The following is a 14900-nucleotide window of genomic DNA, read 5'->3' on the forward strand; positions in this document are numbered from 1 at the left end:
GTTGCCTGAAGCCAGTTTATCCACCGTGCGCTAATGAAGAATGTGGGGAAAATAAATCGAGTATGCATAACGCTATCACTTTAACTAATAAAAAGTACTGATTTTACCTTAAGACCTTTAGTGCATTCATGCCGCGCCACATTAAAAACAAGTTGGTGTGCTTGCCTTTTTCCGATCCGTATTGCATTTCTCTCACGTCTTTTTCCTGAATCAGGCGCCACAACTTGGTGCCGCAACGGTTTCATCGCCCAGCGCACCGCCGCAACTGGAACCCTGACCCGCCGTGCAGCCATAACAGTGGTCGGCAACACGAATGGCGTGCCCGTCGAGCGCCTGTGCATTTACCTCGGTGATATGCCGGCGCGGGTGGCCGGCTTCGGCAATCGGCAGCCCAAGTTGCTGGTTGAAATCGCAGTCGTAGAGATAGCCCTGCCAATCGACCGAGAGCAGATTGCGGCACATCACGTGTTCGATGTTTTCATCGCGGTGTGCGCTGCGAAGTAGCTGCATGTAGTTGTTGAACTGGCCCTTCGAGACCAGCATCGAGCCGAAACGCTGGATCGGCATGTTGGTCAGGGTGAAAAGCTGGTTGAAGACGATGCCGAAGTCCTGCCGCAGATGCGCCTTGTAGGCGGCTTCCAGCGGCCCTTGCGGCGGCGGCAGGCTGGGCCCCTGGGGGTTGAAAACGAGGTTCAGTATCAGATTGCCTTCAGGAGCACCGTAACCCAGTGCATTCAGGCGCTTCAGCCCTTTGATGCTGGCCTCGTAGGTGCCTTTGCCGCGTTGCTTGTCGACGTTCTCCGCAAGATAGCAGGGCAGGGAGGCGACAATTTCGACGCGATGCGCGGCGAGAAAGCCGGCCAATTCTTCAAAGCCCGGTTCTTCAAGGATGGTCAGGTTGCAGCGGTCGATGACCTTGAGACCCCGGCTGCGCGCCGCGATGACCAGCCGACGGAAGTGCGGGTTCATCTCCGGCGCGCCACCGGTCAGGTCAAGCACCCTGACCTCGGGGCTGGCCGCGACAAACGCTATCAGGGCATCGATCGTTTCGCTGGTCATTTCCTCCCTGCGCTGCGGGCCGGCATTGACGTGACAATGCAGACAGCTCTGGTTGCAGCGATAGCCCAGGTTGACCTGCAGGATTTCGACAGCTCGCCGCTGCAGCGCCGGGAAGTCAGTTATTACGAGCAGGGGCAGGGTGGCATGCATTGTTGTCGGCCTTTCTTGTTGATCGTAAGAGCTTGGTCGGATACCGGGTGGTTTTCCTTACGGCTTTATTTCAAAGCACATAAAGATCCACGTATTCATGGACCGGTGTGGACATCAGGCGGGCATGATCGAGCGATAGGTCGAGGATGTTTTTTTGCTGCCCGGCCGGGAAGCGGCGCGCCAGGTTGGTGCGGAACTTGGCTTCCAGCAGGGGAATGCCTTCGCTGCGGCGGCGCTTGTGGCCGACCGGATATTCGACCAGCGACTCGTCCAGCCTGCTGCCGTCGTTGAATTCAACGGTGAGGGCGTTGGCGATGGAGCGCTTGTCCGGGTCGTGGTAATCCGCGGTGAATTGGCGATCTTCAACGCACAATATCTTCTCGCGCAGGGCGTCGAGGCGCGGATCAGCGGCAACACCGTCTTCGTAGTCGGCCGCAGTAAGTCGGCCGAAAAGCAGGGCGACGGCGACCATGTACTGGATGCAGTGGTCGCGATCCGCCGGGTTGTGCAGCGGGCCCTGCTTGTCGATGATGCGCAGGCACGCTTCGTGGGTGCGGATGGTGATTTTCCTGATGTCTTCTGCGGTCTTGCTCAGGGCTTTCAGTTGAGCATGGATGCTGATGGCCGCCTCCAACGCCGTCTGGCTGTGGAATTCGGACGGGAAGCTGATCTTGAACAGCACGTTTTCAATTACGTAAGTGCCGTACAGACGCTGGAACCTGAAAGGTTGTGACCTGAACAGCACGTCATAGAAGCCCCAGACCGGCGTGGTGAGGACGCTCGGGTAGCCCATTTCTCCGCTCATTGCCATCAGCGCCAGGCGCACCGCACGGCTGGTCGCGTCACCGGCGGCCCAGCTCTTGCGGCTGCCGGTGTTGGGCGCGTGGCGGTAGGTGCGCAGGGGCTGGCCGTCCACCCAGGCCAGCGACACGGCGTTGATGATTTCGTCACGGCTGAGGCCCAGCAGCCTGGCTATCACGGCGGTGGAGGCCACCTTGACCAGCAGCACGTGATCCAGCCCCACCTTGTTGAACGAGTTTTCCAGCGCGATGCAACCCTGGATCTCGTAGGCCTTGATCATGGCCGTGAGCACGTCCTTGATGAGCAGCGGCTTGTTGCCGGTGGCCACTGCGGTGCGCGAAAGCCAGTCGGCCACCGCCAGGATGCCGCCCAGATTGTCCGAAGGATGGCCCCACTCAGCCGCCAGCCAGGTGTCATTGAAATCCAGCCAGCGGATCATGGCGCCGATGTTGAAGGCGGCCTGGACCGGATCAAGCTGGAAGCCGGTACCGGGCACTCTGGCACCGTTGGGTACCACGGTGCCGGGAACGATTGGTCCAAGCAGTTTGGTGCAGGCCGGGTATTCCAGCGCTTCGAGGCCGCAACCCAAGGTGTCGATCAGGCTATGGCAAGCCGTCTCGTAAGCCAGCGGCGACTGGATCTCATAGTTCAGGACGTAATCGGCGATATTGGTCAGAACCTGATCGGGCTCGGGGCGGAGATTGCTGATGTGTGCAGGCATGAAGAATTCTTCGCTGAGGTTTGACAGGATTGGGCATTGTAGGACATGCGGCTGTGGCGTCTGTCATTCGTCTTTTCTGAGGGCAGGAGACATCTATTTATCACAAATGGAAGTTGATTTCTGTCGACTCAATTGCCATAGCAGTAATTTGGGCGCAAACTAGGTCTCATTTTTTTTAAAAGCACTGAGGGGATACCCTGATGATCGCATCCATTCTTAAGTTTCTGAGAGCCAACGGCGAGCAACTCGATTCCGAGATATCACTTGCTCTCGATATCCCGATGGCACAGTTGAAAACGCAGGTCGCGCAACTCTCCGCTTCCGGCGACGTGATTTGTTGCAAGGTGACACGTTTCATCGAAGGCAAGAAGATCGAGGGCATCAGTTGTCGCTTGTCCTGCGATTTGCCGGCACCCGCGCGCGGTCGCAAACCCGGCGTCAAGAAAGATCCCAACGCTGACCTCAAGTATCCGGAATAAGGTTGCTGTAGCTTTCTAACCATCCACCGAAAGGGTTAGAGCAATTTACCGTGGGCAGGGTGGAGGTCTATAAATCGGCTGCCACCGTTTGCAGTAAGATAGCCGCCGCCCATGAAAATTTTCTCTCGCCCCTTGTTTCAGTGCGCTGTCTTCCTGTTTGGGCTACTGCTCAACGGTTGTAGCGCAACACCCCAAGCGCGCGTCCATCTGTCCGAGACATTTGCGACAGAGACGCCATTCCAGTATTACAGTAGCCGTGCGCCAGAGGGTGCTTGCGAAATTGGCAAGCGCGCTCTGCTCAGCCAGGGCTATCAGATTGAAGGCGCGCAACCGCTCAATATCCGCGGCGATAAGTACTTTCAACCCACGCCTGAACAGGCGACGAAATTGACGATAAGCCTGGTATGTCTTCCCAGTAGCCTGGGCGCAGTGATTTATGCCAATGCTCTGGAGACGCATTTTGAGCTTAAATCCCGCGGCAGCAGTGCGGGGGTGAGCGTGTCCGGTTTCGGGTCATTGTCCCTGCCATGGGCCGCAGACAAGGATACGCTGGTGAAGGTCGGTGAGGTGACCATCACCGCACCCGAGTTCTATCAGAGACTGTTTGAACTGATCAAGACCCTTGATGGTTAATCCAGAAAACCTCATTCCATCCACGAAAATCACGAAAGACACGAACAATATCAAAAACTTGATGTGGTTTCTCTCTTCACCCTTTGGGTGGCGATCTTCAGCTTATTATCTCCTTGATTCTTTTCGTGCTTTTGGTGTTTTTCGTGGACGAACTGCTTTTTCTAGGTTAATCCAGAGTTTGATGTCGTGTTGATTGCCTGCCTGAACCGGAACCATGTTTTCTGCTGGTAAAGGTTTTTCCGAAAGTGCAGGCGTTCAAAACCGACAAAAAAAAAGAGGGGGCCTATCGCCTAGCCGTTACGTTAAGGTGTTGATAGCGCCGACTAGGCCGGCGTAACTCGTTGAAGACGTGCGGATTTTCGCGATAAGCGCTCAAGGAGATTTTTCCTTCAGCATTTTCTGCATAAATGTACGTCAGTTCAATGGGTTGCGGCTTCCATCCGCATTTCATCAACACCTTAACGTAACGGCTAGGGCCTATCGCCCCCTCTGTCTTTCCGTTAGCCCAAGTTAGCTTACCTTCCGCCGCCCCCCTTGATGCGCAGCAGTGCACTGACCAGCGCATCGAGATCCTCGCAGGTGTTATACGGTGCCAGCGAAGGCCGCACCGTGCTTTCCAGCCCGAACCGGCGCAGGATCGGCTGTGCGCAGTGGTGGCCGGAGCGCACCGCGATGCCTTCCTTGTCGAGCAGGGCGCCGACGTCCTCCGTCTTGAAACCCTCCAGAACGAAAGACAGCACGCCGGCCTTCTCCTTCGCCGTGCCGATGATGCGCAGGCCCGGCACCGTCTGCAAACCGCGTGTTCCGTACACCAGCAGTTCGTGCTCGTAGCGCGTGATGTTCTCGATGCCGATCGAATTGACGTAATCGATGGCCGCTCCCAGCCCCACCGCATCGGCGATGTTGCCGGTACCGGCTTCGAACTTGGCCGGGGCCGGCTGATACAGCGTCTTCTCGAACGTGACATCGGCGATCATGTTGCCGCCGCCTTGCCACGGCGGCATCTCGTCGAGAACCGCCTGCTTGCCATAGACCACGCCAATGCCGGTCGGGCCGAACACCTTGTGCCCGGAGAAGACGAAGAAATCGGCATCGAGCGCCTGCACGTCGGCTTTCATGTGCGACACCGACTGCGCACCATCGACCAGCACCCGCGCACCGTGGCGATGCGCCGCCTGGATCATCTCGCGCACCGGCGTGACGGTACCCAGCGCATTCGAGACCTGCGAGATCGAGACGATCTTCGTCCGCGCATTGAGCAGCTTCTCGTACTCTTCAAGAATGATCTGCCCGTCGTCATCGACCGGCGCAACACGCAACTTCGCGCCTTTTTCAGCGGCCAGTTGCTGCCAGGGCACGATGTTGGCGTGGTGCTCGAGCCAGCTGATCACGATCTCGTCGCCGGCGCCGATGTGGCGGGCGCCCCAGCTCTTGGCCACCAGGTTGATGCCCTCGGTGGTGCCGCGCACGAAGATGATCTCGTCCGCCGAACCGGCGTTGAGGAAAGAACGCACCTTCTCGCGCGCGACTTCGTAAGCGTCGGTCGCCCGCGCCGCCAGCGTATGCGCCGCACGGTGGATGTTCGAGTTCTCGTGCGCGTAGAAATACGCGAGCCGGTCGATCACCGACTGCGGCTTCTGCGTCGTCGCCGCGTTGTCGAGCCAGATCAGCGGTCTTCCGTTGACCTGCTCTCGCAGGATCGGGAAATCGTTGCGGATGGCACGCGGATCGAAGGGGCGAGTGGTGCCGAAAGTACCGAAGCCCAACTCGGGCGTGCGGTTCGGATGCTGCTCGACGAGTTCCGGAACGACCGAAATGGAGCCGAACTGGAACGGTGTCTTCCCCGCCGCGCTGACCGTCGCCGCTTCGTCGATAAAATAGAAGCCGCTGCTCGACGGCGGCCGGGCGGCCGTAGTGAAGAACGGTACCAGCGACAGTGCGCCACCGAGCGAGGAGGGCACGTTGCGCAGGTCGTTCGGGCCCGGCGCCAGGCCCATCGGCGGGGCGACATCCGGGGCCAGCGGCGAGGCCGGCAGCGCCGGCGGCTCCAACGGCAACGCATTTGTCACCACGGCGGGCGAGGCCACCTGCGGCGCCACCGACAGGGCCGGCGAGAACGACGGCTGCCGTGGCGTCGGCGCCGAAGCGCTGCCGGGCAGGGCGGCGAACAACTGGTTGGCAAGTTGCGCGATCAGCGACGGATCGGGCGCCCCGGCGGCCTGCGCCGACTGCGCCTCGGCGCCGGCGAGCAGGGCCGAGCCACCGGGCGGTGGGCCCGACAGGCGGCTGATACCCGTGGGCAAGAAATCAGGCGTAATCATGGTAGTTGTCGACCTCGACGTTTTCGAGCACGGCGATGGCATCGTCGGTCAATACGGCGGCCGAGCAATACAGGGAGATCAGGTAGGAGGCGATGGCCTTGCGGTTGATGCCCATGAAGCGCACCGAAAGACTCGGGGCGACTTCGCCGGGAACGCCGGGCTGGAAGAGGCCGGTGACGCCCTGCTTCTTTTCACCGGTGCGCAGCAGCAGGATGTCGGTCTTGCCGGCGGCGTTGATCGAGAGCTTGTCGCTCGGCACCAGCGGCAGGCCGCGCCAGGTCAGGAATTGCGAGCCGAAGAGCGAGGCGGTCGGCGGCGGAACGCCACGGCGCGTGCATTCGCGGCCGAAGGCGGCAATCGCTTTCGGATGCGCCAGGAAGAAGGCCGGTTCTTTCCACACTTTGGTGATCAGTTCGTCGAGGTCGTCCGGCGTCGGGCTGCCCTTGCGCGTCTGGATCTTCTGCGAGGCGGCGATGTTGTTGAGAAGGCCGTATTCGGCGTTGTTGATCAGTTCGAATTCCTGCTTTTCCTTGACCTTCTCGATCAGCAGTCGCAGTTGTTCCTGGATCTGGTCGATCGGGTGGTTGTAGAGGTCGGAGACGCGTGTTTGCACGTCGAGCACGGTGGTCACGGCGTTGAGCGAATACTCGCGCGGCGCGGATTCATAGTCGACGAAGGTTTCCGGCAGGTCCTCGTCGTTGCGCGGACTGCAGCCGACGTCGGCGGATTCGCCGGCATCTTCTTCCTTGACGCGGTTGAGGCGGTAGATGCCGGCTTCGACCGGTGTCCACGGCAGGAAGGAAACCAGCCAGCGCGGGGTGATGCCGCCCCATTGGGCGTGCGTCTTGGTGGCATTGGCCAGTTGACGTGCGGCGGGCTCGCTGAGCGTGCGACGGATTTCGTTATCGACGGTCTCGATGGACATGAGGTTTTTTCCTTGATGAATTGAAGGGATTGCAGCGAGGCGCAATTTATCAAGATGACCGGCCGCGGCGAACGATTACTTTCTTATTTGCTTATGCCGTAATTGATCGATAGCGACCGAAGCCGGCGCCCTGTCAGTGGCTGTGCCAGATCTGTCGTACCGGCGTTGGTTGATGGCCTATGTGGTTTGGCGATGCTTCAGCGTGGCCAGGTTCATTGTCAGGCAGGTTGCCAAGTTCACTGCGCATCGATTCGATGATGGCTTTGCCAAGTGGCCAGGGGCCATGGCCGGAGGCGACATTGAGGTGCCCGACGGGGCCGAGATTGACGCAGCGCACGCCCCAGTTCGCGGCCAGAGCGGCGGCTTTTTCAAACGAAAGCCAAGGGTCGTTGTCGCTGGCGATGAGCAGCCCAGGCTGGGCGAGTGGCGCGGCGAACATCCAGAGCGGCAGTGCGAAGCGCTCCGGGTCGGCCGGAGTCACAAGGAGCGTGGCGCCGAACGGTGTCCCGAGTACGTTTTGTGCATGCACCGCTGCCAGGCAGCCAAAGCTGTGGGCGACGACCAGCGGGCGGTGGTCGAGTGCGCGCACGGCACGATCGATGTTGCGGCTCCACGTTTCGAGCGAGGGCGTATTCCAGTCGTCCTGCTGCACGCGCCGGGTGTCAGGCAAGCAGTTCTCGATGATCGACTGCCAGTGATCGGGCTCGCTGTTGCCGCGTCCGGGAACGATCAGAACGGTGGGCTGTGTCATGGTAGCTCTCTCGAAGCCAATCTATTGCAGCGCGTGGTCATGTTTGCTCCCGATGTGCTGAGTCGATGCCTTGACTCTAGGGCGCGGGAAGCATCATCGGAACGATTTTGTTGATCAATAGATATTCCCGATGGGAATAAGCACGACTTTCAGACAAGGATGCACGAATTGAATGTTGTGCGAACGCTGATTTCTTCCACACAGGTTGGGGGTTATTTGAGAAATGGCGGTCAGTTGATCCTGGAAAACTCTGTTGAAACCTCTTCCAACATGCCCCGAAGGAAATCCCCTTGGGGGACAGAGAGCACAAAGCCACAGAGGGGAGAGTGGTGGGTGAGGGCAGGGCTTTCATTCTTTGGGGTGCCTTTCAAAGCCATGCCCGTTAGTGATCGGAATACTGATTCCACAGTTCGATGAACTCGTCGGCATGGGCGAGAAAGATGTCGACCAGATCCGGATCGAACTTGCAGCCGCTACCCTTACGGATGAAGTCAAGAATAGTCGGCATGGGCCATGCTTCTTTGTAGCAACGGGCATGTGAGAGCGCGTCGAAGACATCGACCAGCGCAACGATGCGGCCGAAGATATGGATTTCTTCGCCCTTCAAGCCGTTCGGATAGCCGCTGCCGTCCCAGCATTCGTGATGCTGGAATGCAAGAATGGCGGCGGCCTTCAGTACCGGCCGCTGCGAACGGAAGAGCAGGTTGTGACCAATAGTCGAATGCTGGCGCATCATGGCCCACTCCTCCGGAGTGAACGTGCCTTGTTTATGAAGAACGAGATCGGGGATGCCGATCTTGCCCAGATCGTGCATCGGTGCCGCCAGTCTCAGCAGATTGATATCGCTTTCATCGAGGCCCGCCAATTTGGCGAGCAAACAGGAAAGCTCACCAACGCGAACGACGTGCTGCCCTGTTTCGCTCGAACGGGCTTCGACGACTTTACTGAGGGTATGCACCATTTCACTCTGCGTCGCCAGCAACTCTTCGTCAAGGGCGGCATTGTCAAAGGCAACCCCGATGTTGGTGGCAAATAGCTTTAGCAGGTCGACGTCCACCTCATTCTGCTCATCCTCCATCTGCACCATTACGACGCTTTCAGCACCGCTGGTAGTGGAGAAATGGCCGAGGAATTCCCCGATGCGAACAATCGCCTGGTCCAGCGGAGTCTGCATCAACTGTTCGATTTCGGCCGATCCCAGCACATTGCTCAGCGGCTGCCCAGAGGCGGTGGAAAAGCGCCCCGTCCCGGCGATGACTGTATAGTTGTTTTCACCGCCACTCGGGTCGAGCTTGGCGGTCAGCCCGGAGGTCCGCGCCAGCATGGCATCGTTGCCCAAATGCAGCAGGGCGCTGATCTGGAGCAGAACCGCGGAAGAAAGCTGCGTCAGCGACTGGGTGCCGAAGATGTCACGCGAGGCCTCGATGATCTTGATCAGGCCTTGCCGGCTGCGGTCGATGGTGACGATGTCGCGATAGGAACGCAGCGCAGCAATCACGGTGGTTACCAGCCGCTGCGAGGTGAGCTCGGTCTTTTCCTTGTAGTCGTTGATGTCGTAATTGACGATGACCTTTTTTTCCGGTGCCTGTCCCGGTTGGCCGGTACGCAGAATAATGCGCACAAACCGGTTGCCCAGCGTCTCGCGAATGGTGCGCGCGGCTTCCAGTCCGGCGTGCTCGCTCTCCATGACGACATCAAGCAGGATAATCGCCGTGTCGGGGTGCTCGCCCAGCATGCGCAGCGCATCGGCGCCGGTGTGGGCGGACAGCAGTTGCAGTGGCCGTCCTTCGAAGACCAGGTCGCGCAACACCATCTGCGTAATCAAATGGACTTCCTCGTCGTCGTCGGCGATGAGCACCTTCCAGGTCTTGAGCGGGGCTGCGCTCGCCGGTTCTTCGGCATCCAGGAATACCAGCGGGGCATCCTCGATGGCGGGCGTTTTAGTATCAGGATCAGGTGATGTTTGCTGGCTCACTGGCTGTCTCCTCGTCAATTGGCAGTGTGATCAGGAATTGCACGCCGTCTCCGGGCGTCGAGCGGCATTCGATGTGACCGTGCAATTTCTGCGTAATAAGGTTATAGACAATATTCATGCCGAGTCCGCTCCCGCCTTGACCACGGCGCGTGGTAAAAAATGGCTCGAAAATCCGATTCACCTGGGTCGGGCTCATGCCTTCACCGTTGTCGCTATAACGCAGAAAAAGCTCTTTCGCTGATCGGTTGGCGGAAATTTCGATGCGCCCGGCGATGATATGCTCGAAACCGTGGATCAACGAATTAAGAATCAGATTGGTCAGAATCTGCGAGAAAGCACCCGGGTAGCTGTCGAGTTCCAGTTCCTCGGAACAGTTGATTGCCACCACATGGCTGGTACGTTTGAGTTTGGGCCGCAGGCTGTCGAGAATTTCGTGGATGTATTCCCTGAGCCGGAATCGCCTGCGTTGCTCGCTGGTCTGGTCGACCGCCACCTGCTTGAAACTTTGCACCAGGCCAGCCGCTCGCTGCAGATTGGTGGTCAGCGAACTGGTCGCCTCTTTGGCGATTTGCAGATACGCCTCCATGTCACTGCGCTTGATGCTTGCCGCGCCATAAGCCTTTTCCAATAGACTGGTTCGCTCCTGCAGGAAACTGGCGGCAGTGATGCCGATGCCGATCGGTGTGTTGATTTCATGCGCAATACCGGCGACCAGTCCACCAAGCGCAGCAAGTTTTTCAGCGCCCATCAACTCGTTTTGTGCCTGAACCAATTCGGTGATATCGGTGCCCGTTCCCCGGTAGCCGAGGAATTCGCCGGCGCTGGAAAAAGCCGGCTTGCCGCTCATGCGTACCTGACGCAGGCCACCATCGGGTATGGCCACCGGATAGTCGAAGGCGCGGAAAGGACGATGCGCATTGATGGCTTCCAGAAACTGCGTCCATTTCTCCGGCGCACGCTGTCGATCCTCGCTGGTGGCGAGTTCAGGCATCGCTTTCCCGATCAGGGCGTCGGTCGCCTGGCCGAGCAGTTCGGTGGCCCGTCCGGACAGGTAGCTGTAGCGCAGATCCGCATCGGTTTCCCATAGCCAGTCAGACGACGATTCGGCAAAATCGCGGAAGCGCTCTTCACTTTCCTGCAGGGCGCGCGTCCGGTCGATCACCCGCTGTTCAAGCAGGGCATGGGCTTCGCGTAGCGCCTGATCCGCACGACGCTGTTCGGTCACATCGAAATAGGCCAGGAGAATGATCGAGTGCGAGCCCGTATTGACACGCCGGCCGGACAGCAGCACGGTAAGCTGTGCACCGTTGCTGTGGCGCAGTTGAACCTCGTAATTCAGAAATTCGCCCGCCTCGCGAACCCGCTCCATGAACGGTGTACGCAGCTCGGGTCTGACCCACAATCGCTCGGTCGTAACGCTCATGCATATTGCCTCTTTGCCCCAGCCGAAGGTGCGATACCAGGCGTCGTTGAACTCGGTTGCCGGGAAGGGCTCTTCGCACAAGACGATCCCCATTGGCACGGGCGATAAATGGAAAGTCGCGGAAAAGCGGGCTTCGCTCTCCTGAATTTCAGCCTCGACACGCTTTCTTTCGGTGATGTCGGTGTAGGTGGAAATGAAGCCGCCGTGCGGCAAAGGCTTGCCGGATATTTCAATGACGCGGCCATCGAGGCGTTTATGCTCCAGTTGATGCGCCTCAAAGCGGCGTGCCAGAAACACCCGTTGGCGTACCTGTTCCTCGACATCGCCCGGGCCGTATTCACCACGCTGGGCGTTGTAGCGGATAAAGGCTTCAAAGGGGGTGCCGACCACCCCCATCGATTCAGGTAAATCGAGCAATTCCAGAAAGCGCTGGTTTGATACCACCAGCTTGAGATCGGCATCGAACATGGACAGACCCTGGCTGATGTTATGCACCGCCTCGTGCAGGCGTTGCCATTGCAGCTCGATCTGCGTTGAGGCGCTGGATAGCATGCTCATCATCTGCTCGGCGTCCTGGCGCTCCTTGGCGGCGGCGACGATGACCACCCGTGCCAGGCTGCTGCCGACGGTGCCTGCCACCAGTTTCTCTGCGTAGTCGACCAATTCGATATCGGCCTTGTCCTCGGGGTTTGCCACCCTGTCATGCTGTTTCGCGTAGTCGGCCAGTTGCCGTTCGGCGTGTTCACTGCCGAGAAAAATGGTCAGCAGATTCCCCAAGTCCCGCCAGCGCAGATCGCTGGCGATCGAACGTGTGCTTGATGGCGGCTTGTATATATCAACAAAGGCCCGCGCCTGGGCCATTTCATCCGGCTTGCCGGAGAACAGCAAGGCACCGGCCAGATAGACACCGACATTGGCCAACAGACTCCAGAGCAGGCTATGGCTGATGTGATCGAGGCCGGCTACGCCAAAAAATGCGTAGGGCCGCAAGCTTTCGATGCCGAAGGCACCAGCGTCGATGAAATCCCGTCCGATCCAGCCTGATTCGGCAATGGACGGCAACAGCAGCGTGTAGGCCCATAGGAAAAAGCCAGCGAGCAGCCCGCAGTAGGCACCGGTGAAGTTGCCGCGCCGCCAGTAAAGCCCGCCGATGATGGCCGGCGCGAACTGCGCGACGGCGGCAAAGGAAATCAGACCGATGCTGACCAGGGTATAGGCACTGCCGGTCAGATGAACGTAGCCGAACGCCAGCAAAAGTATGACGACGATACTGATCCGGCGCACCCATTTCACCAGTTCGACCAGGCTTTCCCTGTCCTCGCCGCTGAAGCGCTTGCCGCGCAGCACGAGCGGCAAGACCAGATCGTTGCTGACCATGGTCGACAGGGCGATGGTCTCGACGATGATCATGCCCGTTGCCGCAGCGAGGCCGCCGATAAAGGCGATCAGGGCGAGCCAGGGATGGCCACCAGCCAACGGCAGGGTAAGCACGAAATTATCGGGGTTGCTGCCGGATTCGAAGGGATGCAGCAGACCGGCCAGGGCGATGGGCAGTACAAAGATGTTGATCGCCAGCAGGTAGATCGGAAAAATCCATGCAGCATGGCGCAGGTGCGCCGGATCGCTGTTCTCCACGACGGTGACCTGGAACTGCCGCGGCAGACAGAAAATCACCAGGGCGGACAGGAAAGCGAGCGACCAGAAATCGGCTCGCTGCAGACTCGCCCCGGCGTCGAAGAGATTCAACCAGGCCGGATTAACGGCAGCCTGCTGCAGAATGTCGCCAAAGCCGTCGTTGAGACCATACGTAACAAAGGACCCGACGATCAGGAAGGCAATCAACTTGATTACCGATTCGACCGCGACCGCAGTGACCATGCCACGGTGCTGTTCCGTGGCATCGACGCGGCGTGTGCCGAAAACGATGACAAAAAGGCTCATGACCACGGCAACAAAGAGCTCCGTGTCGGCATAAAACGGTGCGGGGTTAACACCCACATTCGCACCCACATTCGCACCCACATTCGCACCCACATTCGCACCCCCTGACGCGCCGCGCAGAATATCGAAGGTCGAGGAAACCGCCTTAAGTTGCAGCGCAATGTAGGGAACAACGCCGATCACGGCAATCAGCGTGACCAGCCCGGCCAGCGACTGGCGCTTGCCGTAGCGGGCGGCGATCAGGTCGGCAATCGACGTGATGTGCTGGGCCTTGCTGACCGCCAGGAGCTTGCGCAGGAAGGGCTGGCAAAAGACGAAAACAAACGCCGGCCCGATAAAGATCGGGAGAAACCCGTAACCGCTCGTGGTTGCGCGACCGACACTGCCGAAGAAGGTCCACGAAGTGCAATAAACGGCAATCGACAGAGCGTAAATCCAGGCTTGCGGAAGCCAGCCAAATACACCCCGTTGCTCCTGGGTGTCGGTGTAATAGGCCAGGACAAAGAGCAGGCCAAGATATACGCCCGCCGCCAGCAGGATGGCTTCCATGCTCACCGCAAAGTCCAACCCTGCCGAAGCGAATCGTCGGCACCGACAAGGCGAGTCGCGCCACAGGTCATGAGCCAAGCGGCAAACAGCAACACCATCCATTGAACCGGCATCGGCAACCAAGGGTTGCAACAACCACAGTGAAGAGAGCGATTGACGGCCCGATGTCGGTTCAACTCGTCGATCATGATCGTACTCTCCTCCAAAAGAGCCAAGTCGATTTGCCAGACAGGCATCAAATCGGCATCAAAAAGCCTCCACCATAAAATGCGCTTCCAATATTAATTTTCACTCTAGGAGAAGAGTATTGTTAGTTCAACATCTATTTGGGCTTTCAGTGAGGAAAGCCCAAGGCTTTGCCGGGGATAACCTGAATTGCTGCGGTCAAACAAACCCGGGACGGCTACAGTGCTGAGATCAACGCGCCGAAGCGCGTCTTAGTACGTCCGCTATGTCGCGCTCCGCAAGCACGCTTGACGCACCCCGACCGAGCACGCCTTCAACTCACCAAGTGTCAGCAGCCAAACCAAGTCAAAACGGTCGCACGCCGCAGAAAAAATACATTCATATCACTACTGTCCGATTAAAAATCGTATAGATTCAGCTGGTTGCGCGTTGACCCTTCGGCGATTTCGTAGTCGCTTCCCGGAAACGCTTGCTGCAAGGGCATCTTCTCGAACAGTGAGAGCGGACAATATCTGTAGCAAAGAGTAGAGCGAAGCGTTCAGATTGAGACGCTCCTTGATGATATGCACGGGAGCGCATCCAGGGGACCGAAGTCGGGGCTTCTGATCCAGCCAAGGTAACGATCATTCGGCATCCCGACGTCAGGCGAATGCTGATGTCGATGCGCGCCCAGACCGAAGCGATTCGCGCCTTGGCCTATGTTGCTACTGCAGCTCGCGATCTGGCCAACAATGGCAATCCGGCCGAGCAAGTCGAGAATGAAGCACTGGCCGATCTGCTGACGCCGGTGGTCAAGGGCTGGAGTACCGAAACCGCTCTGGAAGTTACCTCGCTGGGCATTCAGGTGCATGGCGGCGTTGGCTACATGGAAGAAACAAGTGCCCTTGGCTGCGGCGCTGAGCATTTCTTGCGGGAACGGCAGGTTACCGCTGGTAAGGAACGCCTACGAAATAACTTCCCCTTTTCCAACATTCGAATCGGGAAGG

Annotated in this window: 10 protein-coding genes and 1 pseudogene; 3 read left to right on the top strand and 8 right to left on the bottom strand. The window is 58.7% G+C overall.

Going from position 1 to position 14900, the window contains the following annotated elements; genetic code table 11:
• Positions 1–210: 210 nt before the first annotated feature.
• Together arsS and ACOYNV_RS13940 are read right to left on the bottom strand one after the other, a co-directional pair.
• Positions 211–1209: an arsenosugar biosynthesis radical SAM (seleno)protein ArsS gene (gene arsS, locus ACOYNV_RS13935; RefSeq protein ID WP_422900392.1), complete on the bottom strand. Its 999-nt coding sequence runs from the start codon at positions 1207–1209 to the stop codon at positions 211–213.
• A gap of 70 nt (positions 1210–1279) precedes the next feature.
• Positions 1280–2731, bottom strand: coding sequence for a bifunctional 2-methylcitrate dehydratase/aconitate hydratase (locus ACOYNV_RS13940; RefSeq protein WP_422900393.1), 1452 nt, complete (start codon positions 2729–2731; stop codon positions 1280–1282).
• Positions 2732–2931: 200 nt separating this feature from the next.
• On the opposite strand from ACOYNV_RS13940, the gene ACOYNV_RS13945 reads away from it, so the two are divergent.
• A complete protein-coding gene (locus tag ACOYNV_RS13945) occupies positions 2932–3210 on the top strand; it encodes a hypothetical protein (RefSeq protein ID WP_422900394.1) in 279 nt (92 codons plus the stop codon).
• Positions 3211–3321: 111 nt separating this feature from the next.
• Positions 3322–3843, top strand: coding sequence for a DUF2242 domain-containing protein (locus ACOYNV_RS13950; protein ID WP_422900395.1), 522 nt, complete (start codon positions 3322–3324; stop codon positions 3841–3843).
• A gap of 515 nt (positions 3844–4358) precedes the next feature.
• Here ACOYNV_RS13950 and ACOYNV_RS13955 read toward each other — a convergent pair.
• From ACOYNV_RS13955 to ACOYNV_RS13980, 6 genes and pseudogenes are all read right to left on the bottom strand, one after another.
• Entirely contained in the window at positions 4359–6164 is a 1806-nt protein-coding gene (locus tag ACOYNV_RS13955; protein WP_422900396.1) for a family 2A encapsulin nanocompartment cargo protein cysteine desulfurase, read from the bottom strand.
• On the bottom strand, positions 6151–7089 hold the full coding sequence (locus ACOYNV_RS13960; RefSeq protein WP_422900397.1) for a family 2A encapsulin nanocompartment shell protein: 939 nt from the start codon (positions 7087–7089) through the stop codon (positions 6151–6153). The genes ACOYNV_RS13955 and ACOYNV_RS13960 overlap by 14 nt, the downstream gene beginning before the upstream one ends.
• Before the next feature lie 133 nt (positions 7090–7222).
• The gene (locus tag ACOYNV_RS13965; RefSeq protein WP_422900398.1) at positions 7223–7840 is read right to left on the bottom strand and encodes an RBBP9/YdeN family alpha/beta hydrolase; all 618 of its coding nucleotides are present in this window, start codon (positions 7838–7840) and stop codon (positions 7223–7225) included.
• Positions 7841–8222: 382 nt separating this feature from the next.
• Positions 8223–9815 (bottom strand): DUF3369 domain-containing protein, encoded by a 1593-nt coding sequence (locus ACOYNV_RS13970; RefSeq protein WP_422900399.1) that lies wholly within the window; start codon positions 9813–9815, stop codon positions 8223–8225.
• Complete coding sequence (locus ACOYNV_RS13975) at positions 9793–13728, bottom strand: PAS-domain containing protein (protein WP_422900400.1); 3936 nt, start codon at positions 13726–13728, stop codon at positions 9793–9795. Before ACOYNV_RS13975 ends, ACOYNV_RS13970 begins: the two co-directional genes overlap by 23 nt.
• Positions 13729–14311: 583 nt before the next feature.
• Positions 14312–14483 (bottom strand): annotated as a pseudogene (locus ACOYNV_RS13980) (IS4 family transposase); the annotation flags it as partial.
• Positions 14484–14569: 86 nt separating this feature from the next.
• On the opposite strand from ACOYNV_RS13980, the gene ACOYNV_RS13985 reads away from it, so the two are divergent.
• The coding region (locus ACOYNV_RS13985; RefSeq protein WP_422900401.1) for an acyl-CoA dehydrogenase family protein at positions 14570–14900 on the top strand (331 nt) is incomplete at its 3' end.

The organism is Propionivibrio sp. (assembly GCF_049316945.1).
In the GTDB taxonomy this organism is placed as follows: domain Bacteria; phylum Pseudomonadota; class Gammaproteobacteria; order Burkholderiales; family Rhodocyclaceae; genus Propionivibrio.

Excerpts from the sequence above, each read along its gene's own strand:
- ACOYNV_RS13955 (WP_422900396.1), bottom strand. The coding sequence starts at position 6,164 with ATGATTACGCCTGATTTCTTGCCCACGGGTATCAGCCGCCTGTCGGGC.
- ACOYNV_RS13950 (WP_422900395.1), top strand. The coding sequence starts at position 3,322 with ATGAAAATTTTCTCTCGCCCCTTGTTTCAGTGCGCTGTCTTCCTGTTT.
- ACOYNV_RS13960 (WP_422900397.1), bottom strand. The coding sequence starts at position 7,089 with ATGTCCATCGAGACCGTCGATAACGAAATCCGTCGCACGCTCAGCGAG.
- arsS (WP_422900392.1), bottom strand. The coding sequence starts at position 1,209 with ATGCATGCCACCCTGCCCCTGCTCGTAATAACTGACTTCCCGGCGCTG.
- ACOYNV_RS13965 (WP_422900398.1), bottom strand. The coding sequence starts at position 7,840 with ATGACACAGCCCACCGTTCTGATCGTTCCCGGACGCGGCAACAGCGAG.
- ACOYNV_RS13975 (WP_422900400.1), bottom strand. The coding sequence starts at position 13,728 with ATGGAAGCCATCCTGCTGGCGGCGGGCGTATATCTTGGCCTGCTCTTT.
- ACOYNV_RS13940 (WP_422900393.1), bottom strand. The coding sequence starts at position 2,731 with ATGCCTGCACACATCAGCAATCTCCGCCCCGAGCCCGATCAGGTTCTG.
- ACOYNV_RS13945 (WP_422900394.1), top strand. The coding sequence starts at position 2,932 with ATGATCGCATCCATTCTTAAGTTTCTGAGAGCCAACGGCGAGCAACTC.